The sequence below is a fragment of the Echinicola shivajiensis genome (genome assembly GCF_018642165.1).
In the GTDB taxonomy this organism is placed as follows: Bacteria; Bacteroidota; Bacteroidia; order Cytophagales; family Cyclobacteriaceae; genus Echinicola; species Echinicola shivajiensis.
On the sequence record NZ_JAHHZM010000004.1, the window covers coordinates 22,398 to 46,386 of the forward strand.

Genomic DNA, 23,989 nt, shown 5'->3' on the forward strand with positions numbered 1-23,989 from the left:
TGACTAAGTTTTATGCTATGAAAAAGATTTCATTACTTGTTTTTACTGCAGCGTTATTGTTTTCTTCAGATTTGTTAGCCCAAGATACTGGCAAACTAGACCTGAAAAGTGACCTGCCTGCAATTTTTGATTTTGAACCAATAGAAGGAATAGATAGCTTGAACTTTTCTAAGGAATCTTTTGATCTTAGTATTCCTATCATGTCTAAAAATATCTCTTCAAATAATAAGGTGGAATTCATTGATCCCAATATGCGCATTCTGAATCTTTCTAAATCATTTAAGGGAAGCATCCGGGTACTTGAAGTTCCAGAAGATTATCACTCGAGAATGCCAATAATCAAGCTCAGAGAAAGTAATGTAGATGACGCTATTTTGTTGCCAAAGAAATAATGTTGGTGATGATATCATCGAAAAATGAACCACTGTAAGGGCCAAACCAGTTCATGTCACGGGCTTCGTGATAATGTCTTTCGTAATATTTGTCAGGAATGATATAGCCCATATATCCTCCATTAAAGGAGGTGATAATTAGGTTTAGGCCTTTTGCTGCCGCCATCTTTTCCCATTTCTCATAAAATACTCCTGATATTTCACCACTACTTGAGATCATGATAGTGTTTCCTATTTGGAGAATGTCAAAATGACTATTGGTGTCTCCAAACAAGTTGTTGAACACCCATGGTCTAAGCCTGATATTATCCGAAATCCGATACGTAGCTTCAGGCAATGAAGGAATAAGTGTGGTTAATTTAATGTTTTTGGATACAATGGTATCAACATTCAAGGAAGTTGTTTCCATCAAGCTATCTAGCTGATGGGCATAGGTTTTGATGTCCTTTGGTGTATTTCCTGGTGGCAATGGACTGTGGCTTCCTACTGTTCCTGCTGCAAAAAGCGCAAAGTCATAGTCATCTTTCATTTCCTCGGTGAGATAATAAGGATAATCGCCTGAGAGCCCCATGAATTTACTACTCAAACAAGTAGCATGGGCGGTATAGGTAAAGAAGGTACCCTTCTCTCCGTTGGATTTTGTAAATACTAGCTGTCGGATAAAAGGGTCTGTAGGGTCTTCTTTGATAAATCTATTGATAACAAAATCTGGGGCACTGTGTTTTTGATAAGTGATGTTGACGTTTTCCTGACTATCAAGGGATTGTTTGATGCCCTCAATGGATTTTTGCGTCAGCATGTTGACGATTTTCTGATCATATCCTCCAAATGCAATTTTACCCATTAAGCCCGGGATATAACCTCCCATTCCGCTGTGGGTATGGGTGGCAGTAAAATAAACTTGATCTATAGGAAGGTTTGCTGCCTTAATCCCCTCATTGATACTTTTTGCCAAGAAGGGGTGAACAATCAGTAATTCATAATTGAGGTAAGCAATGTTTTGATGTCCATTGCCCAAAACCAAAGCCTTAACATAGCTGCTGTCCTGAACAAACTTATACTTGCCACGAGGTTTATAGCCTACAAGACTAGCCGGTTCTTTAGGGGTAGCATTTACCTTTGCCCAGCCGGCTAACCAAGATTGTCCAGTGGAACTTTGAAAATCAAGATTTTCAATAGCATTTAAGGTTTCTTGATAATAGTCCTGTTCCTTAGGAGAACTTCTATCTACTCCTGTGAGGAGTAAGCCAGCTAGAAAAAGTAAAAGGCCTGTTATCCAGGCCAGTATTTTTAAGGTTTTTTGCAGCATATAAGTCTTGACTATGATCAATACTCAAAGGTACCGTGTTCACTTTTGATGGTGACTTTTTTGCCTTCATGAGGTTCAACGCGTCCGATGATTTGTGCATCTACCCCATGGAATTCAGCAATATCAATGATTTCTTCTGCATATTTTTCTTCCAGATAAACCTCCATTCGGTGGCCCATATTGAAAACCTTATACATTTCTTTCCAATCTGTGCCACTCTCTTCCTGGATGATTTTAAACAAAGGAGGAGTTTCAAAAAGGTTATCCTTGATTACATGAACATTGTCCACGAAGTGAAGCACCTTGGTTTGTGCACCACCACTGCAGTGAACCAAACCATGGATTTGTGGACGTAAATATTTCAAAGCCTCTACCATGATAGGGGCATAGGTTCTTGTTGGAGAAAGTACCAACTGACCAACATTTACAGAAGTGCCAGGCGCAGGGTCAGTAAGGTTATATTTGCCAGTGTATAGTAAGTCTTCTGGAACAGATGGATCGAAGCTCTCTGGGTATTTTGTTTTCAATACTTTGTTGAAAACATCATGTCTAGCAGAAGTAAGGCCATTACTACCCATGCCTCCGTTATAAGCAGTTTCATATTTGGCTTGGCCATGAGAGGCAATACCTACTACCACATCACCAGCTTTGATATTGTCATTGGAGATTACCTCATCTCTGCGCATTCTGGCAGTAACAGTACTGTCAACAATTACAGTTCTTACAAGATCCCCAACATCAGCTGTTTCACCTCCAGTAAGTACAGCATTAACACCATTATCTCGAAGCATTTGTAGGACTTCTTCGGTACCATTGATGATGGCGGAAATTACTTCACCAGGGATAAGGTTTTTGTTTCTTCCAATGGTGGAGGAGACCAATATATTGTTGATGGCGCCCACACAAAGTAGATCGTCAATATTCATAATGATGGCGTCCTGGGCGATACCTTTCCACACGCTCAAGTCCCCTGTCTCTTTCCAGTATAAATAAGCAAGTGAGGATTTGGTTCCCGCGCCATCCGCATGCATGACATTACAGTAATTAGGATCATTGCCTAAAGTGTCCTCCACAATTTTGCAAAATGCCTTTGGGTAAAGTCCTTTGTCAAGTTTGGAAATGGCCTGGTGCACATCCTCCTTTGAGGCTGATACGCCTCTTTGCATATATCTTTCGTCCATCAGAATAATGACTTGGTTAATATTGCCGTAAAGTTAAGGATTTTAAGAAGGATTGAGAAAATATATGTTTGAATGTTGCAAAGCTGTGGCCATTTAAACAAAATAAAATTGGGAAATAAAAAATCCCAGGTGTTTGGCCTGGGATTCCGTATTAGTTTTCTTCAATTTCCGTGACCTTGAATTCGGTTCTTCGGTTGATTTGGTGTTCTTCCTCAGTTTGTGCGTTTTCGATGATCAACCTGTCCTCACCATAACCTTTGGCAACCAACCTGTCTTTGGCAATACCTTGGGAAACAATATAGTTGACTGCTGATTCAGCCCTTCTTTGGGAAAGGTCCCTATTGTATTCGTCACTGGCTCTAGCATCAGTGTGTGAACTTAGCTCAATCTTGATTTCAGGATTGTCCTGTAGGATTTTAACCAATTTATCCAATTCTACAGCCGCATCAGGTCGGATATCAGCTTTGTCAAGGTCATAATAGATGTTTTCCAAGACAATGGCTTTTTCAAGCTCTAGCTTTTCCAAGACAATGGTGGTGTCCAATACAATATTGGTGACATCCTGAATCAGGTCTTCTTGAGCTGGGGTTTTTCCAACAGTGGAATAACTGATGCTTTTGGTAAAATAGCCGTTTTTGGAGGCAATCATGGTAAAATCAGCATTAGGCTCCAACTGAAAGCGAAGCTTCCCATCATCATTGGAGAAGTCTCCTCCTACTGATTTTTTGGCACCATCATAAAGTGCTACTCTTGTTCTTGGAAGTGTGATCGGTTCTCCATCAGGGATGTTTTGCAAGGTTTTTACATTTAAGAATACATTGACCACCTTGGGTTTTGGGGTTTTATCTTCAAAGTAATAAATATCATCATCACCAATCCCTCCTTCTCTGTTGGAGGTGAGAAATCCCTCTTTAGGAAAGTTGGTGAAGAAAATGCCAAAGTCATCTCCCACAGAGTTAATATTCTTGCCCAGGTTCTTTATGGTTTTGGTGCCGTCTACTGTTTCAGCAACAAAAAGGTCAAGTTTTCCAAATCCTGGATGGCCATCAGAGGCGAAGAAAAATTTATCACCCACTGGTCTAGGGAACATTTCATTTCCCGGGGTGTTGATTTCTGGTCCCAGGTTTTGTGCATTACCAAAGTCACCATTGGCCAATTTGGTAGCTTTATAAAGATCTGTTCCTCCATAGCCTCCAGGTCTGTTGGAAGCAAAGTATAAAACTTCTCCATCAGGGCTAAATGCTGGGGTTGAGTTCCAGTAAGTTTCTTCCTCGTTTACGGGCATCCAAATAGGATCAGTAAAGCTAGCTCCTCTAAAGTAGGAGACAAAAAGGCTTACATCAGGAAGATCGTTTTTGTTGGTACTATTTCCTCTGGCATAAATGATAGTATTGCCATCAGGGCTGATTGTAATGGCTCCTTGGTTCAATCCTTCTTCATTTCTGAATTCGGGAAGTGCCTGTACATTCTGAACATCTACCTTGATGCCATCTGCACGGGTCCTGTAGAGTTTGGTGTAACCTTGTCCAGTTGCTGGGTAGGCTCCACTTGCTCCTCGAGAGCTGGTGAAGTAAAGGAAGTTTTCACTCACAACTGGAGCATAGTCAATTCCTGATGTATTCAGCAGTTCGTAGTTTTGAAGCGCGTGATATGGCCAATAATCTGTGATATTTTCAATTTGGGCAATGTTTTGGGATCCTCTGTCAGCTAGAGCAAGCAGGGAATCACTGCTGGTATGCTCTTTGGCTTCTTTATAGGCGGCCGCGGCTGCTTCATAGTCCCCTTGATCATGGAGACTTTTGGCTTTTTTCATATAGTTTTCAAAGGAGCCTTCTCCTTCCAAGAGTTTGTCATAATAGGGTAGGGCATCCTCAATACGGTTGGAAAGCCTGAAGCTTTCTGCTACATAGTAGTTGGCATCTGCATCTTCAGGATTGTCCGCCAAAATTCTCGAAAAAGTGCCAATTGCCAATTGATATTCCCCAGCAGCAAACTGGCTTTTGCCTTTTTGGGGTAGACTGGTACAGGCGCCCAAAACAAGGCTTATTAAAAAGCAACACAGAAAACAATTTTTCATCATAAAGTCAAGCTTTCATAAAGTGTATATCCCCTAATATATAACTTTTAAAATAAATTAGTTGTTAAAATACCTGTTTAACCAACTTTTCCTGGCAGGAATCAACCATTTGTTCTGTAAGTCTTCTTTTTTCTGAATGATTGGGTTGAAGACTTTGGTATTGCTGGTCAATGCACCAGACTGGATATGGCTTTTGATTTCTCCCAGGCTGCTGATGGTTACGTCATCTTGATATACGAAAGAAATCTTGCCTTGGTCCAGTAGGTTGACCTTGAGTACTTCGTCCAGTTCCCTTAAGGTTTTTACCGAGCTGTCAATGGAGCATCCGCTGGCACCGAGTTTTGATTCGTCCACAGATAGGATGATGAACTGATCATACTTAATGTCAAAAGAGGTTGGCATCAAATTACCATGAGTGTTCCATTGATTGCAGAATGCTGTTAACCTGGATTCTACAAGTTGGATTTCCTCTGGGGTGAATTTTCTGTTGGCTTGGTAAACCCATACCCTTGCGGTGTCGGGCATCTCTTCAAATGGCAAATACATATAACTAATTAACTAAATTTCTTTTTTGAAATGTAAATCTAAGCAAATGGGTATAAAAAACCCTTCTTACCTAAAACGACAAAAAGGGGCAGAATGATTCTTTGATCACTAAGTTTTTGGTCAATATGATCCTATTTTATCTTTTCTTCCAATTAAATAATAAAGTAATGAGCCAATGAAGGGAAGAAGGATAATGACAATGACCCAAAGGAGTTTGGTGTTTTCTTCCCGAAACTTTGATTTTAGGACGTCCACCAAAGCCCAAACCATAAAGGCAAGTGGAAGGAGACTGAATAAAATAAATATTAGTTTGAACATATAAAATAGAATTAGAGAGGCTAGATTTTATTGTTTCGACCAATGACCAGGTATAAAATTGATCCGATAAAAGGGACAAGAATGATGACAATGATCCAAATTATTTTTGTGTCACTGGAGGCAAATCGAGCTTGAATGACATCTACCAATGCCCAGATAAACAAAACGAGTGGGACGATGGTGAATAAAAAACCAAAAATTCCTAAAGAAAAGAAAGAGTCCATATTTTAATTTTTATGAGTTGACGGTTTTGTCTCGTCGTTCTATGGTCAAATATGAAGTTATACCAATTTAAAGGAAAAGAATGATAAAAAGTTAATATAATTCAGGGACTTAAGAAAGTCCCTGATCTTTTGCGATTAACTCGGCCAAGTCAAATACCTTGACCTCATTTTCTTTTTCTTTGTTTTTGACACCGTCAGACATCATGGTTAAGCAGAAAGGACATCCCACTGCAATTGCTGAAGCACCGGTTTTTAGGGCTTCTTCTGTTCTTTCGATATTAATGTCTTTTTTGCCTTCTTCAGGTTCTTTGAACATTTGTGCCCCTCCGGCACCACAGCAAAGACCCTTGGTGCGGCATCGCTTCATTTCCACCAATTCAATGTCCAGGGCCTTGATTACTTCTCGGGGAGCCTCGTAAACATTATTGGCCCTGCCGAGGTAGCAGGAATCATGGAAAGTGATTTTCTTGCCTTTAAAATCACCGCCGCCTTTCAGGACTATTTTTCCATCATTGATCAGGCTTTGTAGAAACTGGCTATGGTGTATTACTTCATACGCCCCACCCAAGGCAGGGTATTCATTTTTGATGGTGTTAAAGCAATGTGGACAGGCAGTTACTACCTTTTTTACATTGTATCCGTTCATTACTTGGATATTGGCTACTGCCTGCATTTGGAATAGGAATTCATTTCCAGCCCTTCTTGCTGGATCTCCTGTACAGGTTTCTTCAGGTCCAAGGACTGCAAAACTCACCCCTACTTTATTTAGGATTTTTACAAATGCTTGGGTGACGGCTTTGTATCTATCATCAAAGGACCCAGCACAACCTACCCAAAAAAGGATTTCAGGCGATTCACCTGAAGCAGCCATTTCGGCCATGGTGGGGACTTTATAATTTGACATATTTCTGTATTTTAAATTCAATTGTTAATAGTAGGAAATGGATGTTCCCTTATTTCATTTCTTCGTCCTTCACACTCTCAGCCCAATTAAATCGATCAGATGGAGGGAATTTCCATGGCGAAAAACTGGTCTCCATATTTTGGAACATCGCATTCCATTGGGCTGGAGAGCCACTCTCTTCCATAGCCACATAGCGACGCATCTGTAGGATGATGGATAGTGGATCTATGTTGACCGGACAGGCTTCCACACAGGCATTACAGCTAGTGCAGGCATTGATCTCTTCTTTGCTAATATAGTCACCCAAGAGTGATTTTCCATCTTCGAGTCCTTTACCGCCCGCATCAATACTTTTACCTACTTCTTCAGCACGGTCTCTGACATCCATCATGATTTTTCTCGGCGAAAGTTTTTTGCCTGTGATATTGGCGGGACATTCTGATGTACATCTTCCGCATTCAGTACAGGAATAGGCGTTCATAACATTGATCCAGCTAAGGTCATTGATGTCTTTGGCGCCAAAGCGAGCGATCTCTGCAGGGGTTTCGTTGCCTCCTTCAGTTGGGATGCCCAACATCATGTTGACCTCATTGGTGACCTCTGGCATATTGGCGATTTCCCCTTTAGGCTTAAGGTTTGAATACCAAGTATTAGGGAAAGCAAGGAAAATATGCAGGTGCTTAGAGTAGGTGACATAAATGGCAAAGCCTAATATCCCGATGATATGAAACCACCAGGCAAAGCGCTCTACAAATATTAGGGTGCCTTCACCCATGTTCACAAACAATGGTTTGATCAAGCCGCTAAAGAAAAGAGGGCCTAAGGCTATATAATGTTCGGTCCCTTTTTCTGCCAGTATCTGGTCTGTAGCATTCATAGAAAGTATCGCTACCATCAAGATGATCTCGATGACCAATATCAAGTTGGCATCTAAAGCTGGCCAGCCTTTAAGTTCTGGCATGGTCAGGCGAGGGACTTTGGTGATATTTCTTCTGATTAGAAATACCAGGCAAGAAGCCATTACGCCTACTGCCAGTAGTTCGAAGAAGTTCATGGCAAAGGTATAGGCTCCCCCAAGTAGAGGAGCGAAAATCCGGTGTTGGCCAAATATTCCATCAATGATAAATTCAGCCACTTCCAAATTGATGACAATAAAGCCAACATAAACTAATAGGTGGAGTAATGCAGGAAGTACTCTTTTGAACATTTTCTGTTGGCCAAATGCCACTAGTGCCATGGTCTTCCATCTTTCTGAAGATTGATCATTTCTGGTTTCTGTTTTACCCAGGAAAATGTTCCTTTTCAAGAAGGAAATCCTTTTGTAAAGAACGTATCCTGCAGCTGCAAAAACCAAAATAAAAATTACCTGAGGTAAGATGTTCATATTGAATTGGTTAATGATTTTTGTTTAAAATTCTTTAATTTTTTTTGTCTCTAGGGTTTGCATGGAAAATATGTTTGATTACCTTTGCATCACTTTACAACGGTGATGTAGCTCAGTTGGTAGAGCATCGGACTGAAAATCCGTGAGTCGGTGGTTCGAGCCCACTCATCACCACAAGCCTTGAAGCGATTCAAGGCTTTTTTTATGCCCTTTTTCCAATGTCTTGTTTTTGATATAGTTAGGTAGAAATTCATGTTCTTTTACTGACTTTTTATTGTGGCAACGCTGATATGTCAGCATACTCTTTGGTTTACGACTATAAAATTAATCTATTTTGATGGAATGGTGGTTATGTTGCAATGATGAATTTGCTTTAGGTGGTTCGAGGGCATTTTTCCCATATAAGTAAGGATTTAAGAATTGACTTTTAATTAGCGATCATTTTAAGGAGGTTTGTAAATTATTTTTCAGAAAACTGTAACATTTGGAATATAGGATCATTATCTACATGAATGAAGACATTTTTTGAGGCGTATATATGGACCCTGCGTGGCAAGCTTTACCGCATGGCCTATCTCTGGTTAAAGGACAGGGCTGAGGCTGAGGATGTGGTGCAGGAGGCTTTGGAGAAAGCCTGGGCGAACAGGGCTGCGCTACAAAAAATGGATAATTCGGTCGGCTGGATGGTCAGAGTTGTTAAAAACCAAAGCTTACAGCGGCTTAGGGAACGCCAAAAATGGGTGGTAGTAGATAATCAGGAAGACATAGTCGATGTTTTGCTAGAAAGTCCAGAGGAGTTGTCTCCAGCTGTTAAAATGGTGTTTAGGTTTCTTAAGGAGCTTCCCGAAAAACAAAAGGAAGTGTTTCAGTTAAGAGAAGTGGAGGGCTTGACCTATGAAGAGATTGCTGAATATATGGAGATATCTGTAGAGCAAGTAAAGGTGAGTCTTTTCAGGGCAAGAAAGAAGTTGCGCTCATTTATGTTAAACCAAAAGAAATGATGAAAAAGCAATTAGAGCGTTTACTGGATAAATACTACCAAGGGGAAACTTCCTTGGAGGAAGAAGTCCAGTTAAAGGATTTACTAAAGAGCTCAGAAGGTTTTGAAGAGGAAAAAATGTTTTTCTTCGGGCTGAAAGAGCTCAGGTCGGAAGAGCCAAGTAAAAGGCCTACACCAAAAGAAGGTAGGAATTTGGTCAATTGGCAACGTTATGCTGCGGTGATGGTGGCCATACTTTCTATTAGCTGGCTTTTTTATAAGGAGTATCAGGAACAAAAAGAAGAAAGAGCATATCTGCAGGTAGTGGAAGCATTGTCCATGATTCAGGATAATATGCAAAAAGGTACTTCCTCATTGAAGGTAATGGATGATATGAAGCATTTAAATAAGACCAATGAATTGTTTAGGATTGAAAAAATAGAAGAGGAGAAGCAATGAAGAAATTGATAAGCATATTGATAATGATGTTGATGTTCAGTGCTGTGCAAGCACAGGATGATGCCATAGTGAAGTTCTTTTCCAAGTATATGGAAGACGATGCCTTTTCCAGGGTGTATATCAGTCCTAAAATGATGCAGATGGCGGGAGGTTTTTTAAAGTCTGCAGCCAATGATGGTGAAGATCAGGATGCACAAGAAATGGGGGAGTTGATTTCCAAAGTAAAAGGTATTAGAATCCTCAGTGCTGAGGAGGTTGATGGAATGAAGCTTTATGAAGAAGCCATGAGTACCCTGAATAAGAACAAATACGAGGACCTTATGGATGTGCAGGACAAAAGCAGCAGCTTAAAATTTATGGTCAGGGAAGAGGACGGGAAAGTTGCAGAATTATTAATGATTTCTGGTTCAAAGGCTGAATTTACATTATTGAGCATGCTGGGTAGATTTACCTATGCTGACCTGAATATACTGGCGGAGAAAACAGATTTACCGGGGATGAATGAATACAGCTCGGGTAAAAAGAATAAATAATAAAGGAACCTAACATTAAAATAAGAGAAAATGAAAAAGTTATTCTTAATCCTGGCAATGATGAGCATGGGGGTTTTAGCACAAGCTCAGAGTAAAAGTGTAGCCGCTTTATATGAAAAATACAAAGGTGATGATGAGTTTTTCCATTTGGACTTGGCTGGGAGCTTTTTTGATTTCGCCGATGGATTTAATATTGATTTGGATGATGAAGGAATGGAAGCCATTGCAAAATCAGTGGAAAGGATGAAGTTATTTAAGTTGCCTGTTTCTGGGGATGCTGCAAAGGCTGATTTCAAAGTACTTCAAAAGAGCTTGAAAAAAGAGAAATATGATGTGCTGATGGAAATGTCAGAAAAGGACAGTGAGATTGTTTTTTATTCTAAAGGCGGGGATACCATTAGTGATTTAGTGTTGATGATTGGTGGAAATGGTGATGATAGTCATATTGTAATTGAATTGGAAGGGGCATTTGAAAGTAAAAAATTGGCTAAGGCCTTTCCATGAGAAGACTGGAGGTCATGTAATAAAAATAGTGCCCTATAATTAAAAAGCTACTTCCTTGAGGAAGTAGCTTTTTTTCATTCATTAGGTTACAATTGAAAATACAGTAATCTAATGATTTTAAGGATTAACACTTAAATTATAAACCGCCCAAAAGGCCAGATAATAGTTCTATAATAGTGCCAAGTAAGTTTGAAATAAGGTCCATGATTTTTGTTGTTTAAAACTAATTTTGTCTACTCTAAAAAAATGGTTTTCGACATCCCCAATTAAATAGTATTTCACCGGTGAGTTATTTATGATACTAATATAATAGCCTTACCTCTTAAATTTTTTTATAAGAAAAGTATTGTAAAATAGTTGTAAAGTACAAACTGACTGTTTTGTAAACATGTATTTGTATTTTGAAATTGCTAGGTTGGTTTTAAAAGTTTTTGAAGTAGAATAGTGTTAAGGAATGCAAAGAATGGATGTAATCTTTATGGTTAAAAATGTAATCCAAAAAACATGGTGTTGGCTTTTATACCTTCATGTTTCTATTTGAAAAAAAATGGAAATTTTTCACAAAGTTTGCAAAAAGATTTTTAAACTGGCTTTAGCGGAGTGATTTCTAAGTATTCATTGCTTTCTTGATCATGCTTTAGATATAAAAAAAAAGGAGCGTGAAATCAATTTTTCAGGCTCCTTTGTTGAGAGAAAATAAGTGTTCTTATTTTTTGAAGTATTTCAGGTTGATGACCTCTTTTTCCGTTAAGAATCTCCAAGAGCCTCTAGAAAGGTCTTTTTTGGTAAGTCCAGCGTACATTACCCTGTCTAGGGCAATGACTTCATAACCAAGGTGAGCAAATATTCTTCTTACAATTCTATTTTTACCTACGTGAATTTCAATACCCAATATGGTTCTATCCTTAGATAGGACCTGTAAATCATCTACATGGACAGAACCATCTTCTAGGGTCAGATCTTCTAGGATCTCATCGACATGCGTTTTAGAAATAGGCTTATCCAATGTCACCTGATAAATCTTTTTGATTTTTTCAGACGGATGGGAAAGTTTAGATGCTAAGTCGCCATCATTGGTGAAAAGCAAAAGTCCGGTAGTATTTCTGTCTAATCTACCTACAGGGAATATCCTTTCATCACAAGCTGAACTCACCAAATGCATAACCGTTTTACGGTTCATTGGGTCGTCGGTAGTGGTGATGAAATCTTTAGGCTTGTTCAGCAATACATATACAGGTTTCTCAGGATTGATCAACTTGCCTTTGTAGATTACCTTATCAGTGATCTGAACTCTGTGACCAAGTTCAGTTATTACCTCACCATTTACCTTGATTTCGCCTGCTTCTATTAATTTGTCTGCATCTCTTCTAGAGCAGATCCCTGCATTGGCGATATATTTGTTTAATCGAAGTTCTTTGCTTGGAGATTTGCCCATTTTTTTCTCCACCTTCTTCAGGTCGTAATCAGGTTTTTCCTCCTGGTTGGTTTGGGCGGTTTTGAAAAAGCGGTTGTTCTTAAACTTAGAAGATTTATTTCGACCTTTGTCTTCAATTTTTTCAGTGCCGAATACAGGTCTTTGATCCTTGCCTCTACCTTTATAGATAGTTTTGAATTTGCCTTCTTGCTCTTTTCTAGGGGCTTCTTTATTAAACTCGCTAGGGTCTTTTTTGTATTTTTTTAATGGGGAAAAGCTGCTGTTTCCTTCATTTTCAGCACTTTTTCCATAGGGTTTTTGTCCTGGTTTAAAACGGTCTGATCTAGATTCATTCCTGTTTTTACTTCCGTAGGGCTTTCTTCCAGTTTTTTTATTAGAACCTGAAAAACCTGTTCTTTCCCCTCTTAGCCCCTCTTTGTTATTCCTATTATGCTTTTTCATAGTGTTGCAGCATCTCTGCTGTATCTTAAATATTAAAATGCTAATCTAAATACTTAAAAATGAGTGTATTGCATTTTTAAGAATCAGGCTGCAAAGATACGTACTAAATAATAGATTAATATCATCACAAGAGAAATATTCTTGGATCACGAAATTTCTATAAGGAGAGTCAGGCTATTCTTGCTCGTTGCCTATTTGGTTTTCTTCTTGGTTGAAGTCCTTAGGTTGGGGCAGATCTTTAAGGCTGTTTATTCCAAAATACTCCATGAACTTTTCACTGGTTCCATATAATAATGGACGGCCTATACTATCCGATTTTCCTTTGATGGTTACCAATTCCTTTTCTAAAAGTTTTTGAACAGAATAATCACAATTCACTCCCCTGATCTGTTCTACCTCTGATTTGGTGACTGGTTGTTTATAGGCAATAATGGAAAGTGTCTCCATCTGTGCAGTGGAGAGTCTTTTGGTGGACTGTTGTTTTAAGAGTATAGAGATACTGGTTTGGTAAGCTGGTTTGGTCAGGAATTGATAGCCGTCCCCCATTTTTTCAAGGGCAAAAGCGAAGTCTTCCTGCTGGTATTTTGCCTGCAAGTCACTTATGGCTTCCTCAATATGCTCTTTGGGAACCTCTGTTTCAAACATCTCCGTTAGGCATTTTTGGATTTCTCCCAAGCCTAACGGAGACGGAGAGCAGAAAATTAAAGCTTCAATATGTCTATGTAAAAATTCCAATTTTTACTTTTTAGCAAGTTTTGCTTCAATAGAGTGCATCGTGTGAGGTACTGCTTTCAGTCTTTCTTTAGCGATCAACTTACCGGTATCTACGCAAATACCATAAGTTCCATTCTTAATTCTTATCAAAGCCTTTTCAAGATTGATGATGAATTTTTGCTGTCTAGCTGCAAGCTGGCTTAAACTTTCTCTTTCCAAAGTGTCTGCACCATCTTCTAACAACTTAGAAGTAGAAGCAGTGAAATCCGTTCCACTATCATTCTTCTTACTAAGCGTTTCCTTCAATGAATGAAGTTCTGTTTTAGCTACAGCTAACTTTTTGTTGATCAATTCCTCAAACTCCTTTAGTTCTTCTCTGGAATATGATGTTTTCTCTTCTTGACTCATAGTTTTGGCGTTTAGTGTTTAGGTGATGTTGATTTTTGATCGTCAAAAAATTTCTCTAAAATAAGTTAGAGTTTTGAGAATCAAAAATATGATAGGCAATATCTAATCCGCATTTGTTCACCATTTCTATATAATTACCTTTATTAAGTTAATACGTTAAATGTTGAACAATTGGTTTAAAATTATTTACAATGCGGTTAAAATCTAACTATCTATTTGCAGTATCTTTTTTGGTTATTTTGGCCTGTTCCGAACGAAAATATGAAAAATCTGAATCAAATGAAGAATTTTCCGGAGGGAATAAAAAACAGCCAATTGCATTGGTAATTCATGGTGGTGCTGGAACGATTAAACGGGAAAATATGAGTGCCGAGCGTGAAAAAGCCTATCGTGAAAAACTAGAAGAATCGCTAAATGCTGGTTATGCAGTTTTGGAAGCAGGAGGAAAATCTTTGGATGCAGTGATCGCAGCCATTAAGGTAATGGAAGATTCACCCCTTTTTAATGCTGGTAAAGGAGCTGTTTTTACACATGACGGTAGAAACGAAATGGATGCTGCCATTATGGACGGCAAAACCCGAAATGCTGGAGCGGTTGCAGGGATTACCACGGTTAAGAATCCAGTGACAGCGGCTTATGAAGTAATGGTAAATTCACCACATGTTTTTATGGTTGGAAAAGGAGCTGAACATTTTTCTGAAGAACAAAATCTGGAATTGGTAGATGCCAGTTATTTCAGAACGGAGAGGAGATATGAACAGCTGATGAAAATAATTGATTCGGAGCGACAGCAATTGGATCATTCTTCTATCAGAGAGATGGAACTGGTAGATCCTTTTTTCAAGGACAGAAAATTTGGAACCGTTGGTGCGGTGGCAGTAGATAAAGATGGTAATGTAGCTGCTGCTACTTCAACTGGTGGAATGACCAATAAGCGATATGGGAGAGTAGGGGACGTGCCCGTTATTGGTGCAGGGACTTATGCTGATAATGCCACCTGCGCAGTTTCTGCAACAGGTCATGGAGAGTATTTTATCCGTAATGTAGTAGGTCATGAAATTGCCTCCATTATGAGGTATGGAAAAAAGACTTTGGATGAGTCAGCAAAAGAAGTGGTAATGGATCAATTGGTAAAAATGGAAGGAAGCGGAGGGGTTATTTCAATAGATGCCCAAGCGAACATAAGTATGCCATTTAATTCTGAAGGAATGTATCGGGGCTATATCAAGGAAAAAGGACAGGGCAAGACCTTTATCTATAATGATGAGGATGAAGGATTATAGATTTTGTTTTGGCTCAGCTTATTTTAAGTTGGGCCACTCTTTTTTGAAGTATTTTTTCCTCAATATTTAAGCGGTATTTTATCCTAAGGAATCTTTGAATTAATTTTAAATTCTTGCCTGTTCGAATAAAATAAGCTTTTAGGGTGTCATTAATCAAATCATCATTCATTTTTAGGGCATTTGCTTCAAGAATTAAAGTAATCAAAATTCAGGTTTATTCATAGTCCAAGGATTTATTATGCTGCATTAGAATTTGCTTCCTACCACTACTGTCTTTTTTATTTGCATGATGCTACCATCTAAGTTGAGCATTTCGGCCAGAACAATATAATAACCAGGTCTTACTTTGTTTCCGTTTTGGTCGGTACCATTCCAAGTGTAAAAACCAGAAATTCCCCAAATATCATTTTCGCACAGACTTTTGATCAGCAGTCCATTGGTTCCAAAAATTCTGATCGTTCCTACATAACCTGGTTTGGCCAATTGATAAGAAATAGTAGTGAAAGGCTGCTCTCCAGTTGCTTCAGGAAGGAAGGTTTTCGGGTTTACTTCCAAGCCAATGCCTGAGAGACTTTTTTCATAGTTCTGTGAATTTTTATAGCCAGGGGTAGCATAGCCATGACTGGCAGATGCCGAATGCCAATTTTCCGGTTCGTTAGTCTCATGTTCAGAAGAGAATCGCTCCAAAGATACTCCTTTAGTGTTTTGGATCATTTCGTGATGAAATTTATCCGAGTAGTCAAATCGCTCTACCAGGGTTTCATCTGGGTTTAGCAGGATCACAGTTCCCTCTGCAATAGGGAAGCTAGGTAAAGTACTTATCTCAATCCAATTTTCTTTTTTGCCTTTTGGATATTCCTGATGGAGGATGTCAATCGCTGTAGTGATGACCCTAAAGTCAAAAGGAGCTATTATTTCTGTTTCCTCTATGATAGTTTTTCTGTTACTAATGGTTTCGTCATTGTAATTAGCAAGTTTCCAGTTGGAGATATCTATAAATTTGCTGGAGTAATTATAGATCTCTATAAACTTTGGTGTTCCAGATCGAGGATTAAAGAGTACCTCATTTAGTATTATTTCTCCTTTTTCTGCAATGGAAGGAATCTGAAAACTGGCTTGATTTTTTAATGGGGCTATAAGATTTCCTGAGCAGTCTCTTAAGCCTTCTACCATGATTTGATAGGCCTTCTTTTCTTTTAAGCTTTCTTCAAAGCTGATGGAAATTTTGTTCAAACTACTTGGATGAAAGTCCACATTTTTAATTTCCATGTTTGGGGTGAATTGCCAAACCGCGTTATCTAAATTTGGTTTGAGCGCTTCATCAAATTCCAAAATGATGGTATTTGGATTGATGACTATAGCCTTGAGAAGTTTCGGCTTAATTTGATCAGGTGTGGGATCGAAAACCGAATTCTCTTTTCCAGGAGTTCCCAGAAGTGGACTTTCAGATGCTCTTAGTAAAGTTGTTTGGTCACAGGAATAGAAAGGGTTTACGACTTCTAGGCTATAGCCTCCATTGGCCTTGGAGGAGCTTCCATAACTTGAAGAGGAATAAGAGAGACTATCCAAAGGGTTTTCTTCTATGTCCATTAGTAATACTTTATCTTCTCCGTTTACAAACCTTGGCCAGGAAGATAAGCCGAGGACATTGTCTAGATGATCAAATAATTCTTGATCATCTTCATGAACCAGTAATACATATTCACTGGGGCCAATGCTGTAGCTGGGCAAAATGGCTTCTCTGCTTTTATTGGCCAGGATAAATCCTCCCAGCTCCCAAGAGCTATCAGAGGTGTTAAACAGCTCAATATACTCTGTATTGGGAAGAGGATTATCCTTTTTAGGGGCAGCCATGATTTCGTTGATGATTATATCCTTGAAAATGGGTTGGGAATTTTTTCTTAAAGAAAAGTAGTATTCGATAGGGATGATCTTATTCCCCGAATGATCCATTACATTCGAAATTTTGAGTAAATTATCCGCATCGGTTTTTAAAGGAGTCGCCTGCATGACTAGGAGTATTTGATTGGCCTTTTTGCCCCAACTTAGTGCTTTGGGATGTTTTCCGTTTAATCGATAATAATGGGGAATAATAGCAAAGGTAGAATCCATTGGTTTGGAAAAATGAATCAGCAATTCATATTCAGACTTTTGGGAGACGTGAAGGACTTTGGGTGGGATGGTGTCTTTATTTGTTCCTCTAGCAATATTGGGCTTGATCTCACATGCCGTTTTAGGTCTATTGATTATCTGAAATTCAACTTTTTTTGGATTGGGTTTATTTTTAAGATTCTGAATATACTGGCTTACGGTAAGTAGCTTTTGATGCGCTGGAGGAAAACTTAGAAGATTTGTTTGGTGTTTAAGGGATATTTTGGGATTTTCTATGTTGTTAGTTAATGATTTTCCGTAACTTGCGCCTCGAAAAATTGAAGTGTAGGGATGTGCAACTAATTGCTGCTTCGCTACGTCTGTGAAGGGGTAAATTATCGAGAAAAGGATAAAAAGTATCCAAGTTGACATACCCCATGTTTTCAAAAAGTATTTCATGGTAAAAATATTTCGAGACTGTATAAGGATGAAAGAAAAAGAATAGTCCTAACTTATACAATCAGTTAAAAATAGATGCTGTCGATTCCCATCAGTAGCCAGAAAAATACCAGAGAGACAATGGAAATCAGGTACTATACTTGATTAAGGTTTAAGAAAAATAGTATAAAAATCAATTAATAGAAAGTTTTCAACAATGAAATTAGCTGTTGTAGGAGCTACCGGATTGGTAGGCTCAGAAATTCTTGAAGTGCTTGCTGAGCACAATTTCCCTTTTGATGAATTGCTCTTAGTGGCCAGTGAAAGGTCTGCGGGAAAGAAGATGACTTTCAAGGATAAGGAATACACAGTGATAGGTCTTACGCAGGCAGTGGCTGAAAAGCCAGATATAGCTATCTTTTCGGCTGGAGGGGATACTTCCAAAGAATGGGCTCCAAAATTTGCTGAAGCAGGCACTATCGTGGTGGATAATTCTTCTGCTTGGAGAATGGACCCTACCAAAAAATTGGTTGTTCCTGAAATTAACGCTAAGTCATTGAAGATTGATGACAGAATCATTGCCAATCCTAATTGCTCTACCATTCAAATGGTATTGGCATTGGCACCATTGCGTGAGCGATTTGGTATCAAGAGGGTGGTTGTTTCTACTTACCAGTCAGTAACTGGTTCTGGAATCAAAGCTGTGAATCAGTTGATGGATGAGCGTGATGGAAAAGACGGAGAAAAGGCATATCCTCATAAAATTGATTTAAACGTATTGCCTCACATTGATGTATTCCAGGATAATGGATACACCAAAGAGGAAATGAAAATGATCAACGAAACAAAGAAAATTTTTGATGATCAAGATATTCAGGTGACGGCAACTACTGTAAGAATCCCTGTAATGGGTGGTCACTCAGAATCTGTGAATGTTGAGTTCAAAGAAGATTTTGATTTGGAAGAAGTAAAGCAACTATTGGCGGCAACACCAGGCGTAATTGTGGAGGATGATGTAGCCAATAATGTATACCCAATGCCAATGAATGCGCATAAGCGTGATGAGGTTTTTGTGGGTAGATTGAGAAGAGATGAGTCTCAGCCAAATACGTTGAATATGTGGATCGTAGCTGATAACCTTAGAAAAGGTGCTGCAACCAATGCTGTTCAGATAGCAGAGTACTTAGTAGAACATAGCTTAGTGTAAGTTTGGAAGCTTCCAAAATATACACTGAGAAATTATTTCAATTTGTGCAGGATCATCTTGATGAAGATCCTGCACAATTGCTTTTAAAGCACCACCAGATTCAAGATCTGGATATAAAAGAGGCCGTTCAGCAGATTTCTGCTAGAAAAAAAGCCCAACATAAACTACCTTCTTGGGTAGCCAACCTCCATGTTATTTTTCCAGCATCCATTTCCTTGGAGCAGTGTTCTTCAGAGCAGACAGCCAATTTCAAGGCGCGCTTGGTAAAAGGCCAAAGCTTGGTTGATTTGACGGGCGGATTTGGGGTAGATACTTATTTTCTTGGTCAGCAGTTTGAAAAGGTAGTATACTTGGAAAGACAGGAAAAGCTGGCAGAAATCGCTGCTCTTAATTTTTCGCGATTGAGTGACAGGCCTGAGAAATTCCAAGTGCTTTCTAAAGATTCCATTGAATTTCTCAGCAATACTGATCGATTTTTTGATTGGATATATGTGGATCCGGCAAGAAGGGGAGACCATAATCAAAAATTGTATAAGCTGGCTGATTGTGAGCCTGATATAGTGAGCAATTGGGCCATGATGATTGAGAAGGCCGATAATATAATGGTAAAGGCTTCCCCTATGCTTGATATCAAGGAGGCCTTAAAGGAATTACTTGCAGTCCAGGTGGTTCATGTGATTGCTGTCAAAAATGAGGTCAAGGAAATTCTATTGATCTGGAGAAAGGAGCTTAAGGATGATGAACCTCTAATTAAGGCGTGGAACTTATCTGACTCCGAGGAATCGGCTTTTGAATTTACTTACGCTGAAGAGGAACAAGTTCCTGTTTTTTTTAGCCCTGTAGAAAAGTATTTGATCATGCCTTCAGCTGCCATTTTGAAGGCTGGGGGATTCAAGTCCTTTGCCCACCAATATGAGCTGAAAAAGCTCCATCCCAATACCCACCTGTACACTGCTGATCAATTGCCTGAAAATATCCAGGGCAGGGCTTTTGAGGTTCTTGAAGAGATAAAGTTGGGTAAAAAGAAAATCAAGCAATTGTTCCCTTCAGGAAAAGTAAATGTATTATCCAGAAACCATCCTTTAAAAGCAGAGGCCATCAAAAGGAAATTTAAATTGAAAGATGGTGGCCAAGAGTTTTTATTGGCCTGTACAACTTCAGATGGGCAGCCCAAAGCTTTTTCTTGTAGAAGGGTTGTCTGATTAAGCACATTGACAAACAAGATAAATTATCTTAAATTGATCTTGACGTAAGCCGAATGAGGATGTCAAGAGCTTTCAAAGATATAGAACTGATTAACAGGCGCGGCGATATAACCAAACAGCCTGATATAGATGTAATAGTAAATGCAGCCAATGCCCAGTTACGTGTGGGCGGAGGAGTGGCTGGAGCTATTCACAGGGCAGCAGGACCTGAATTGGAGCGAGAGGCAGTGCCGCTTGGCCCCATTTCTCCGGGGGAAGCGGTCATTACCAATGCTTATAATTTACCCAATCAATTTGTAATTCATTGTTTAGGTCCTGTCTATGGCCGTGATAAGCCAGAGGAAATGTATTTGGCTAATTGCTATAAAAATGCGCTAAAATTGGCGGATAAGTACCAGTTGGAATCAATCGCTTTTCCAGCAATTTCTACTGGGGTTTTTGGTTATCCCGTGAAAGAAGCTGCCAGCGTGGCTTTTCAAGCAATTATGGAAATTTCAGATAGCTTGAAGACAGTTAAAAAGATATGTTTTGTTCTGTTTGGCGAGGAAGATTTTAAGGTTCATGAAGAGGTTCTGTCCCGGCTTGAGCAGTAGTTTTTTATCTAGACTATAAAAGAAAGGAGCTCATCACATAATATAAGACAAAAAACAGCAGAGCCAGAGTTCCATATATTTTTAGAACCAAGAGTCTATTGCACCTGTCCATAAACCATAAAACATAAACAGGGCGAATAAAACCCGCCACAATGCTTAATAAAGAAGCATATCCCAATGTCTTTATAAATAATATTATGGCAATCAACATATGGTGTATTTATTGGTAAATAAAAGAAAAAGGACAGTTAAAAAACTGTCCTTTCGACTTTAAGCGTGTGTATTTAGTTGAATTATTTCTTCCTCTTAACTTCTCGCATTTCGTATCCTTCAATGGTGTCATCAATTTTGATGTCATTATAGCCTTTGATAGAAATACCACATTCATATCCAGCTTTCACTTCAGATACATCGTCTTTGAAACGCTTCAACTGATCGATTTCTCCATCGTGGATTACAATACCATCCCTGATGATTCTGATCTTGTTCTTTCTGGTTACAAATCCATCAGTTACATAACATCCTGCTACTGTACCCACTTTAGAGATCTTGAAGACTTCTCTTACTTGGATATTACCAGTGATCACCTCTTCAAATTCAGGCTCAAGCATGCCTTCTATAGCATCCTTAATTTGGTTGATGGCATCGTAGATGATAGAGTAATGTCTGATTTCAATTTCTTCCTGTTCGGCCAATCGCTTCGCACTTGAGGAAGGTCTTACCTGGAATCCTAGGATGATAGCGTCAGAAGCTGATGCCAATAGTACATCGGATTCAGAAATTTGTCCTACTCCTTTATGGATGATATTAACACTTACCTCATCTTTAGAAAGTTTCAGTAAGGAATCGGATAGGGCTTCCACAGAACCGTCCACGTCACCCTTGATGATGATATTAAGTTCCTTAAAGCTACCGATAGCCAAACGTCTACCAATTTCATCCAAGGTAATGTGCTTCTTGGTACGCATGCTCTGCTCTCTATTGATTTGCTCACGAGAGTTGGCGATTTCTCTAGCCTCACGCTCTGTGTCGTAAACCTTAAGGATATCACCTGCTTGAGGAGCGCCACTAAGCCCCAAGACCTGAACAGGAGTAGAAGGCTCAGCTTCTTTTACTTTTTTACCAGTATGGTCAAACATGGCTTTTACCCTGCCATAGTGCTGGCCGGCAAGCATGATGTCACCAATTCTCAATGTACCTGACTGGATCATTACAGTCGAAACATAACCTCTTCCTTTATCAAGTGAAGCTTCCACCACTGTACCAGTAGCATTTCTATCTGGATTGGCTGTCAATTCAAGAATTTCAGCCTCAAGCAATACTTTTTCCAGTAATTCATCTACGCCCTGACCTGTTTTTGCAGAGATTTCTTGAGACTGGTATTTACCGCCCCATTCTTCCACTAGCAAATTCATATTGGCCAGTTCCTCTTTGATTTTATGTGGATTGGCATTTGGCTTATCCACCTTGTTGATGGCAAAGATCATTGGAACACCAGCTACTTGAGCGTGGTTGATGGCTTCCTTGGTCTGAGGCATGATGCTATCGTCAGCAGCGATTACAATAATAGCCACATCAGTGATCTTAGCACCACGGGCCCTCATCGCTGTAAAGGCTTCGTGACCTGGAGTATCCAAAAAGGCTATTTTTTCACCATTGTCAGTCTTCACGTCATAAGCACCTATGTGCTGGGTGATTCCACCTGCTTCACCGCTGGTTACTTTTGCACTTCTTATATAATCCAGTAAGGATGTTTTACCGTGGTCAACGTGTCCCATGATCGTGACGATTGGAGCTCTAGGCTTCAAATCTTCAGGCTTATCCACTTCTTCCACCTCATCTTCTTCCTCGTCAGTCTTGGTAAATTCTACCTCATATCCAAACTCATCAGCAATGATGGTAATGGCTTCTGCATCTAGTCTTTGGTTGATCGAAACAAACATGCCCAAGGACATACATACAGAGATGATTTCGTTTACCGAAACATCCAATAGAGATGCAAGGTCATTTGCAGAAATAAATTCTGTTACTCTTAGGATCTTAGTTTCCTCCTGTCCTTCGACATTATGGTCCTTGGTTCTCTCAGAGCGTTTGTCCCTACGGCTCTTGCTTTTACTTCCACCTGACTTACCTCCGCCTTGTAGACGGGCAAGCGTCTGCTTGATTTGATCTTGGATTTCCTTTTGGGTAGGCTCAACTTTCTGGAATCTGTTTCCTTTCTGTTGGTTGCCTCCTCCAGGTCTTTTGCGATTGCCTTGGTTACGGTTTCCGCCTTGTTGGTTTCTGTTGCCACCTGGACCGCCTCCTGGACGGTTTCCGCCCTGTCCTCCAGGACCTCCTCCTTGACCAGGAGTTCCCGGCTTATCGATACGCTTACGCGGTCTTTTCTTTTTATCTTTTCCTCTTTCATCTGAGGATGCCACAGGTTTAGCTTTCTTCTTAGGCTTATCTTTTGGAAGTTCAATTTTTCCAAGTACAGTTAGTCCTTTTAGTGCGTCAGCTTTTGCAGAGATTACAGAATCACCTTTTTCTTTCTCTGGTTGAGCTTCTTCAGGCTTCTTGGTTTGCTCTGCTGGTTTTTCAGAAGTAGGAGCAGCGGGCTTCTCAGCTTGCGGCTTTGATGCTATGTTTTTGTCAGATTTCTGTTCCTTCCCAGGTTCAGAAGTAGTTTTTGGTTTTGCGTCTTCTTTCTCCTGAGGCTTCTCAGCCTTAGTGGTTTCTTGTGGTTTTTGAACTTTTGGTTCTTCTTGTTTTTGAGGAGTTTCAGGAGCCTTAGCTTCTGGCTTTTCCTCTTTTGGCCTTTCTTGAGGTTTATTTTCTACCTTTTTAGGTTCCTCTTTTTGAGCCACTGGTTTGTCTTCTTTTTTAGGCTTGTTTTTCTTAGGCTGACCTTGGGCACCAAGGTCGATTTTACCCAATACTTTTATGCCCTGAAGCTTAGGAGCTTCTGGAGACACTTTGTCGTCCTCTTCTTTTTTTGCTTCTGGTTTGACCTCTGGCTCCTTTTTCTCCTCTTTTGGTGGAGTAGGAGTGGTTTTGGTCGCTTCCTCTTTCTTTACTTCCTCAGGCACGGTTTCTGATTCAGCTTTGATGGTAAAGGTCTCATTATGACGTTTACCTATGGAAAGGTGGGACGCTTCCTCCTTTTCCTGTGCAGAGGACTTAAACTCCTTAGCCAGCATATTGAATTGATCCTGACTGATCTTGGAGTTAGGGTTGCTCTCTACATCAAAGCCTTTCTTAGCCATAGACTCAACTATCGTGGAAATTCCCACGTTGAGCTTTCTGGCTACCTGGCCTAATCGCATCATTTTTTCTTCTGACATACGCTAAAACCTGTTGCTAATTTTCTTTACTGATGTAA

General features: G+C 39.6%; 22 protein-coding genes and 1 tRNA gene. 10 read left to right on the forward strand and 13 right to left on the reverse strand.

Features of this window, described 5'->3' with window-relative positions; all coding sequences use genetic code 11:
• The first annotated feature begins 17 nt into the window (after nucleotides 1-17).
• A complete protein-coding gene (locus KMW37_RS08580) occupies nucleotides 18-392 on the forward strand; it encodes a hypothetical protein (RefSeq protein ID WP_215224219.1) in 375 nt (124 codons plus the stop codon).
• On the opposite strand, the gene KMW37_RS08585 is transcribed toward KMW37_RS08580, so the two are convergent.
• The 8 genes from KMW37_RS08585 to KMW37_RS08620 all read right to left on the reverse strand — a co-directional run bounded on the left by KMW37_RS08585 (nucleotide 370) and on the right by KMW37_RS08620 (nucleotide 8,335).
• On the reverse strand, nucleotides 370-1,701 hold the full coding sequence (locus tag KMW37_RS08585) for a neutral/alkaline non-lysosomal ceramidase N-terminal domain-containing protein (protein ID WP_215224220.1): 1,332 nt from the start codon (nucleotides 1,699-1,701) through the stop codon (nucleotides 370-372). The genes KMW37_RS08580 and KMW37_RS08585 overlap by 23 nt on opposite strands.
• A 17-nt stretch (nucleotides 1,702-1,718) precedes the next feature.
• Nucleotides 1,719-2,882: an AIR synthase related protein gene (locus KMW37_RS08590; protein ID WP_215224221.1), complete on the reverse strand. Its 1,164-nt coding sequence runs from the start codon at nucleotides 2,880-2,882 to the stop codon at nucleotides 1,719-1,721.
• A gap of 151 nt (nucleotides 2,883-3,033) precedes the next feature.
• Nucleotides 3,034-4,962 carry an OmpA family protein gene (locus KMW37_RS08595; RefSeq protein ID WP_215224222.1) on the reverse strand — a complete coding sequence of 643 codons (1,929 nt, stop codon included), beginning with the start codon at nucleotides 4,960-4,962 and terminating at the stop codon, nucleotides 3,034-3,036.
• 54 nt (nucleotides 4,963-5,016) lie between these two features.
• Nucleotides 5,017-5,505: a hypothetical protein gene (locus tag KMW37_RS08600; RefSeq protein WP_215224223.1), complete on the reverse strand. Its 489-nt coding sequence runs from the start codon at nucleotides 5,503-5,505 to the stop codon at nucleotides 5,017-5,019.
• A gap of 120 nt (nucleotides 5,506-5,625) precedes the next feature.
• Nucleotides 5,626-5,823 carry a PLDc N-terminal domain-containing protein gene (locus tag KMW37_RS08605; protein ID WP_215224224.1) on the reverse strand — a complete coding sequence of 66 codons (198 nt, stop codon included), beginning with the start codon at nucleotides 5,821-5,823 and terminating at the stop codon, nucleotides 5,626-5,628.
• 20 nt (nucleotides 5,824-5,843) lie between these two features.
• A complete protein-coding gene (locus KMW37_RS22650) occupies nucleotides 5,844-6,047 on the reverse strand; it encodes a PLDc N-terminal domain-containing protein (protein WP_215224225.1) in 204 nt (67 codons plus the stop codon).
• A 109-nt stretch (nucleotides 6,048-6,156) separates the two neighbouring features.
• Nucleotides 6,157-6,951 (reverse strand): (Fe-S)-binding protein, encoded by a 795-nt coding sequence (locus tag KMW37_RS08615; protein WP_215224226.1) that lies wholly within the window; start codon nucleotides 6,949-6,951, stop codon nucleotides 6,157-6,159.
• A 49-nt stretch (nucleotides 6,952-7,000) separates the two neighbouring features.
• Nucleotides 7,001-8,335 (reverse strand): 4Fe-4S dicluster domain-containing protein, encoded by a 1,335-nt coding sequence (locus KMW37_RS08620; protein WP_215224227.1) that lies wholly within the window; start codon nucleotides 8,333-8,335, stop codon nucleotides 7,001-7,003.
• A gap of 101 nt (nucleotides 8,336-8,436) precedes the next feature.
• On the opposite strand from KMW37_RS08620, the gene KMW37_RS08625 reads away from it, so the two are divergent.
• From KMW37_RS08625 to KMW37_RS08645, 5 genes are all read left to right on the forward strand, one after another.
• Nucleotides 8,437-8,509, forward strand: a tRNA-Phe gene (locus KMW37_RS08625).
• A gap of 338 nt (nucleotides 8,510-8,847) precedes the next feature.
• A complete protein-coding gene (locus tag KMW37_RS08630; RefSeq protein WP_215224228.1) occupies nucleotides 8,848-9,336 on the forward strand; it encodes an RNA polymerase sigma factor in 489 nt (162 codons plus the stop codon).
• Nucleotides 9,333-9,773, forward strand: a complete 441-nt coding sequence (locus tag KMW37_RS08635; protein ID WP_215224229.1) for a hypothetical protein — start codon at nucleotides 9,333-9,335, stop codon at nucleotides 9,771-9,773. Before KMW37_RS08630 ends, KMW37_RS08635 begins: the two co-directional genes overlap by 4 nt.
• Entirely contained in the window at nucleotides 9,770-10,306 is a 537-nt protein-coding gene (locus KMW37_RS08640) for a DUF4252 domain-containing protein (protein WP_215224230.1), read from the forward strand. Before KMW37_RS08635 ends, KMW37_RS08640 begins: the two co-directional genes overlap by 4 nt.
• Nucleotides 10,307-10,336: 30 nt before the next feature.
• Complete coding sequence (locus KMW37_RS08645) at nucleotides 10,337-10,810, forward strand: DUF4252 domain-containing protein (RefSeq protein WP_215224231.1); 474 nt, start codon at nucleotides 10,337-10,339, stop codon at nucleotides 10,808-10,810.
• A gap of 706 nt (nucleotides 10,811-11,516) precedes the next feature.
• On the opposite strand, the gene KMW37_RS08650 is transcribed toward KMW37_RS08645, so the two are convergent.
• From KMW37_RS08650 to KMW37_RS08660, 3 genes are all read right to left on the reverse strand, one after another.
• On the reverse strand, nucleotides 11,517-12,686 hold the full coding sequence (locus KMW37_RS08650) for a pseudouridine synthase (RefSeq protein WP_215224232.1): 1,170 nt from the start codon (nucleotides 12,684-12,686) through the stop codon (nucleotides 11,517-11,519).
• Between the two features lie 174 nt (nucleotides 12,687-12,860).
• Complete coding sequence (scpB, locus tag KMW37_RS08655) at nucleotides 12,861-13,421, reverse strand: SMC-Scp complex subunit ScpB (RefSeq protein ID WP_215224233.1); 561 nt, start codon at nucleotides 13,419-13,421, stop codon at nucleotides 12,861-12,863.
• Nucleotides 13,422-13,424: 3 nt separating this feature from the next.
• Nucleotides 13,425-13,808, reverse strand: a complete 384-nt coding sequence (locus KMW37_RS08660; protein WP_215224234.1) for a TraR/DksA family transcriptional regulator — start codon at nucleotides 13,806-13,808, stop codon at nucleotides 13,425-13,427.
• Between the two features lie 191 nt (nucleotides 13,809-13,999).
• On the opposite strand from KMW37_RS08660, the gene KMW37_RS08665 reads away from it, so the two are divergent.
• The gene (locus tag KMW37_RS08665) at nucleotides 14,000-15,091 is read left to right on the forward strand and encodes an isoaspartyl peptidase/L-asparaginase family protein (protein WP_215224235.1); all 1,092 of its coding nucleotides are present in this window, start codon (nucleotides 14,000-14,002) and stop codon (nucleotides 15,089-15,091) included.
• Between the two features lie 246 nt (nucleotides 15,092-15,337).
• Here the strand turns inward: KMW37_RS08665 and KMW37_RS08670 are convergent, their stop codons facing one another.
• Entirely contained in the window at nucleotides 15,338-17,641 is a 2,304-nt protein-coding gene (locus tag KMW37_RS08670; RefSeq protein WP_215224236.1) for a lamin tail domain-containing protein, read from the reverse strand.
• 196 nt (nucleotides 17,642-17,837) lie between these two features.
• On the opposite strand from KMW37_RS08670, the gene KMW37_RS08675 reads away from it, so the two are divergent.
• The 3 genes from KMW37_RS08675 to KMW37_RS08685 all read left to right on the forward strand — a co-directional run bounded on the left by KMW37_RS08675 (nucleotide 17,838) and on the right by KMW37_RS08685 (nucleotide 20,625).
• The gene (locus tag KMW37_RS08675) at nucleotides 17,838-18,827 is read left to right on the forward strand and encodes an aspartate-semialdehyde dehydrogenase (protein ID WP_215224237.1); all 990 of its coding nucleotides are present in this window, start codon (nucleotides 17,838-17,840) and stop codon (nucleotides 18,825-18,827) included.
• A gap of 44 nt (nucleotides 18,828-18,871) precedes the next feature.
• Complete coding sequence (locus KMW37_RS08680) at nucleotides 18,872-20,029, forward strand: THUMP-like domain-containing protein (protein WP_317195559.1); 1,158 nt, start codon at nucleotides 18,872-18,874, stop codon at nucleotides 20,027-20,029.
• 62 nt (nucleotides 20,030-20,091) lie between these two features.
• Complete coding sequence (locus KMW37_RS08685; protein ID WP_215224239.1) at nucleotides 20,092-20,625, forward strand: macro domain-containing protein; 534 nt, start codon at nucleotides 20,092-20,094, stop codon at nucleotides 20,623-20,625.
• Between the two features lie 293 nt (nucleotides 20,626-20,918).
• On the opposite strand, the gene infB is transcribed toward KMW37_RS08685, so the two are convergent.
• The gene (infB, locus tag KMW37_RS08690; RefSeq protein ID WP_215224240.1) at nucleotides 20,919-23,951 is read right to left on the reverse strand and encodes a translation initiation factor IF-2; all 3,033 of its coding nucleotides are present in this window, start codon (nucleotides 23,949-23,951) and stop codon (nucleotides 20,919-20,921) included.
• Nucleotides 23,952-23,989 lie beyond the last annotated feature (38 nt).

What these genes read in the sequence shown, in the direction of transcription:
- KMW37_RS08580 (WP_215224219.1), top strand. Translation starts at nt 18, where the DNA reads ATGAAAAAGATTTCATTACTTGTTTTTACTGCAGCGTTATTGTTTTCT.
- KMW37_RS08585 (WP_215224220.1), bottom strand. Translation starts at nt 1,701, where the DNA reads ATGCTGCAAAAAACCTTAAAAATACTGGCCTGGATAACAGGCCTTTTA.
- KMW37_RS08590 (WP_215224221.1), bottom strand. Translation starts at nt 2,882, where the DNA reads ATGGACGAAAGATATATGCAAAGAGGCGTATCAGCCTCAAAGGAGGAT.
- KMW37_RS08595 (WP_215224222.1), bottom strand. Translation starts at nt 4,962, where the DNA reads ATGATGAAAAATTGTTTTCTGTGTTGCTTTTTAATAAGCCTTGTTTTG.
- KMW37_RS08600 (WP_215224223.1), bottom strand. Translation starts at nt 5,505, where the DNA reads ATGTATTTGCCATTTGAAGAGATGCCCGACACCGCAAGGGTATGGGTT.
- KMW37_RS08605 (WP_215224224.1), bottom strand. Translation starts at nt 5,823, where the DNA reads ATGTTCAAACTAATATTTATTTTATTCAGTCTCCTTCCACTTGCCTTT.
- KMW37_RS22650 (WP_215224225.1), bottom strand. Translation starts at nt 6,047, where the DNA reads ATGGACTCTTTCTTTTCTTTAGGAATTTTTGGTTTTTTATTCACCATC.
- KMW37_RS08615 (WP_215224226.1), bottom strand. Translation starts at nt 6,951, where the DNA reads ATGTCAAATTATAAAGTCCCCACCATGGCCGAAATGGCTGCTTCAGGT.
- KMW37_RS08620 (WP_215224227.1), bottom strand. Translation starts at nt 8,335, where the DNA reads ATGAACATCTTACCTCAGGTAATTTTTATTTTGGTTTTTGCAGCTGCA.
- KMW37_RS08630 (WP_215224228.1), top strand. Translation starts at nt 8,848, where the DNA reads ATGAAGACATTTTTTGAGGCGTATATATGGACCCTGCGTGGCAAGCTT.
- KMW37_RS08635 (WP_215224229.1), top strand. Translation starts at nt 9,333, where the DNA reads ATGATGAAAAAGCAATTAGAGCGTTTACTGGATAAATACTACCAAGGG.
- KMW37_RS08640 (WP_215224230.1), top strand. Translation starts at nt 9,770, where the DNA reads ATGAAGAAATTGATAAGCATATTGATAATGATGTTGATGTTCAGTGCT.
- KMW37_RS08645 (WP_215224231.1), top strand. Translation starts at nt 10,337, where the DNA reads ATGAAAAAGTTATTCTTAATCCTGGCAATGATGAGCATGGGGGTTTTA.
- KMW37_RS08650 (WP_215224232.1), bottom strand. Translation starts at nt 12,686, where the DNA reads ATGAAAAAGCATAATAGGAATAACAAAGAGGGGCTAAGAGGGGAAAGA.
- KMW37_RS08660 (WP_215224234.1), bottom strand. Translation starts at nt 13,808, where the DNA reads ATGAGTCAAGAAGAGAAAACATCATATTCCAGAGAAGAACTAAAGGAG.
- KMW37_RS08665 (WP_215224235.1), top strand. Translation starts at nt 14,000, where the DNA reads ATGCGGTTAAAATCTAACTATCTATTTGCAGTATCTTTTTTGGTTATT.
- KMW37_RS08670 (WP_215224236.1), bottom strand. Translation starts at nt 17,641, where the DNA reads ATGAAATACTTTTTGAAAACATGGGGTATGTCAACTTGGATACTTTTT.
- KMW37_RS08675 (WP_215224237.1), top strand. Translation starts at nt 17,838, where the DNA reads ATGAAATTAGCTGTTGTAGGAGCTACCGGATTGGTAGGCTCAGAAATT.
- KMW37_RS08685 (WP_215224239.1), top strand. Translation starts at nt 20,092, where the DNA reads ATGTCAAGAGCTTTCAAAGATATAGAACTGATTAACAGGCGCGGCGAT.
- infB (WP_215224240.1), bottom strand. Translation starts at nt 23,951, where the DNA reads ATGTCAGAAGAAAAAATGATGCGATTAGGCCAGGTAGCCAGAAAGCTC.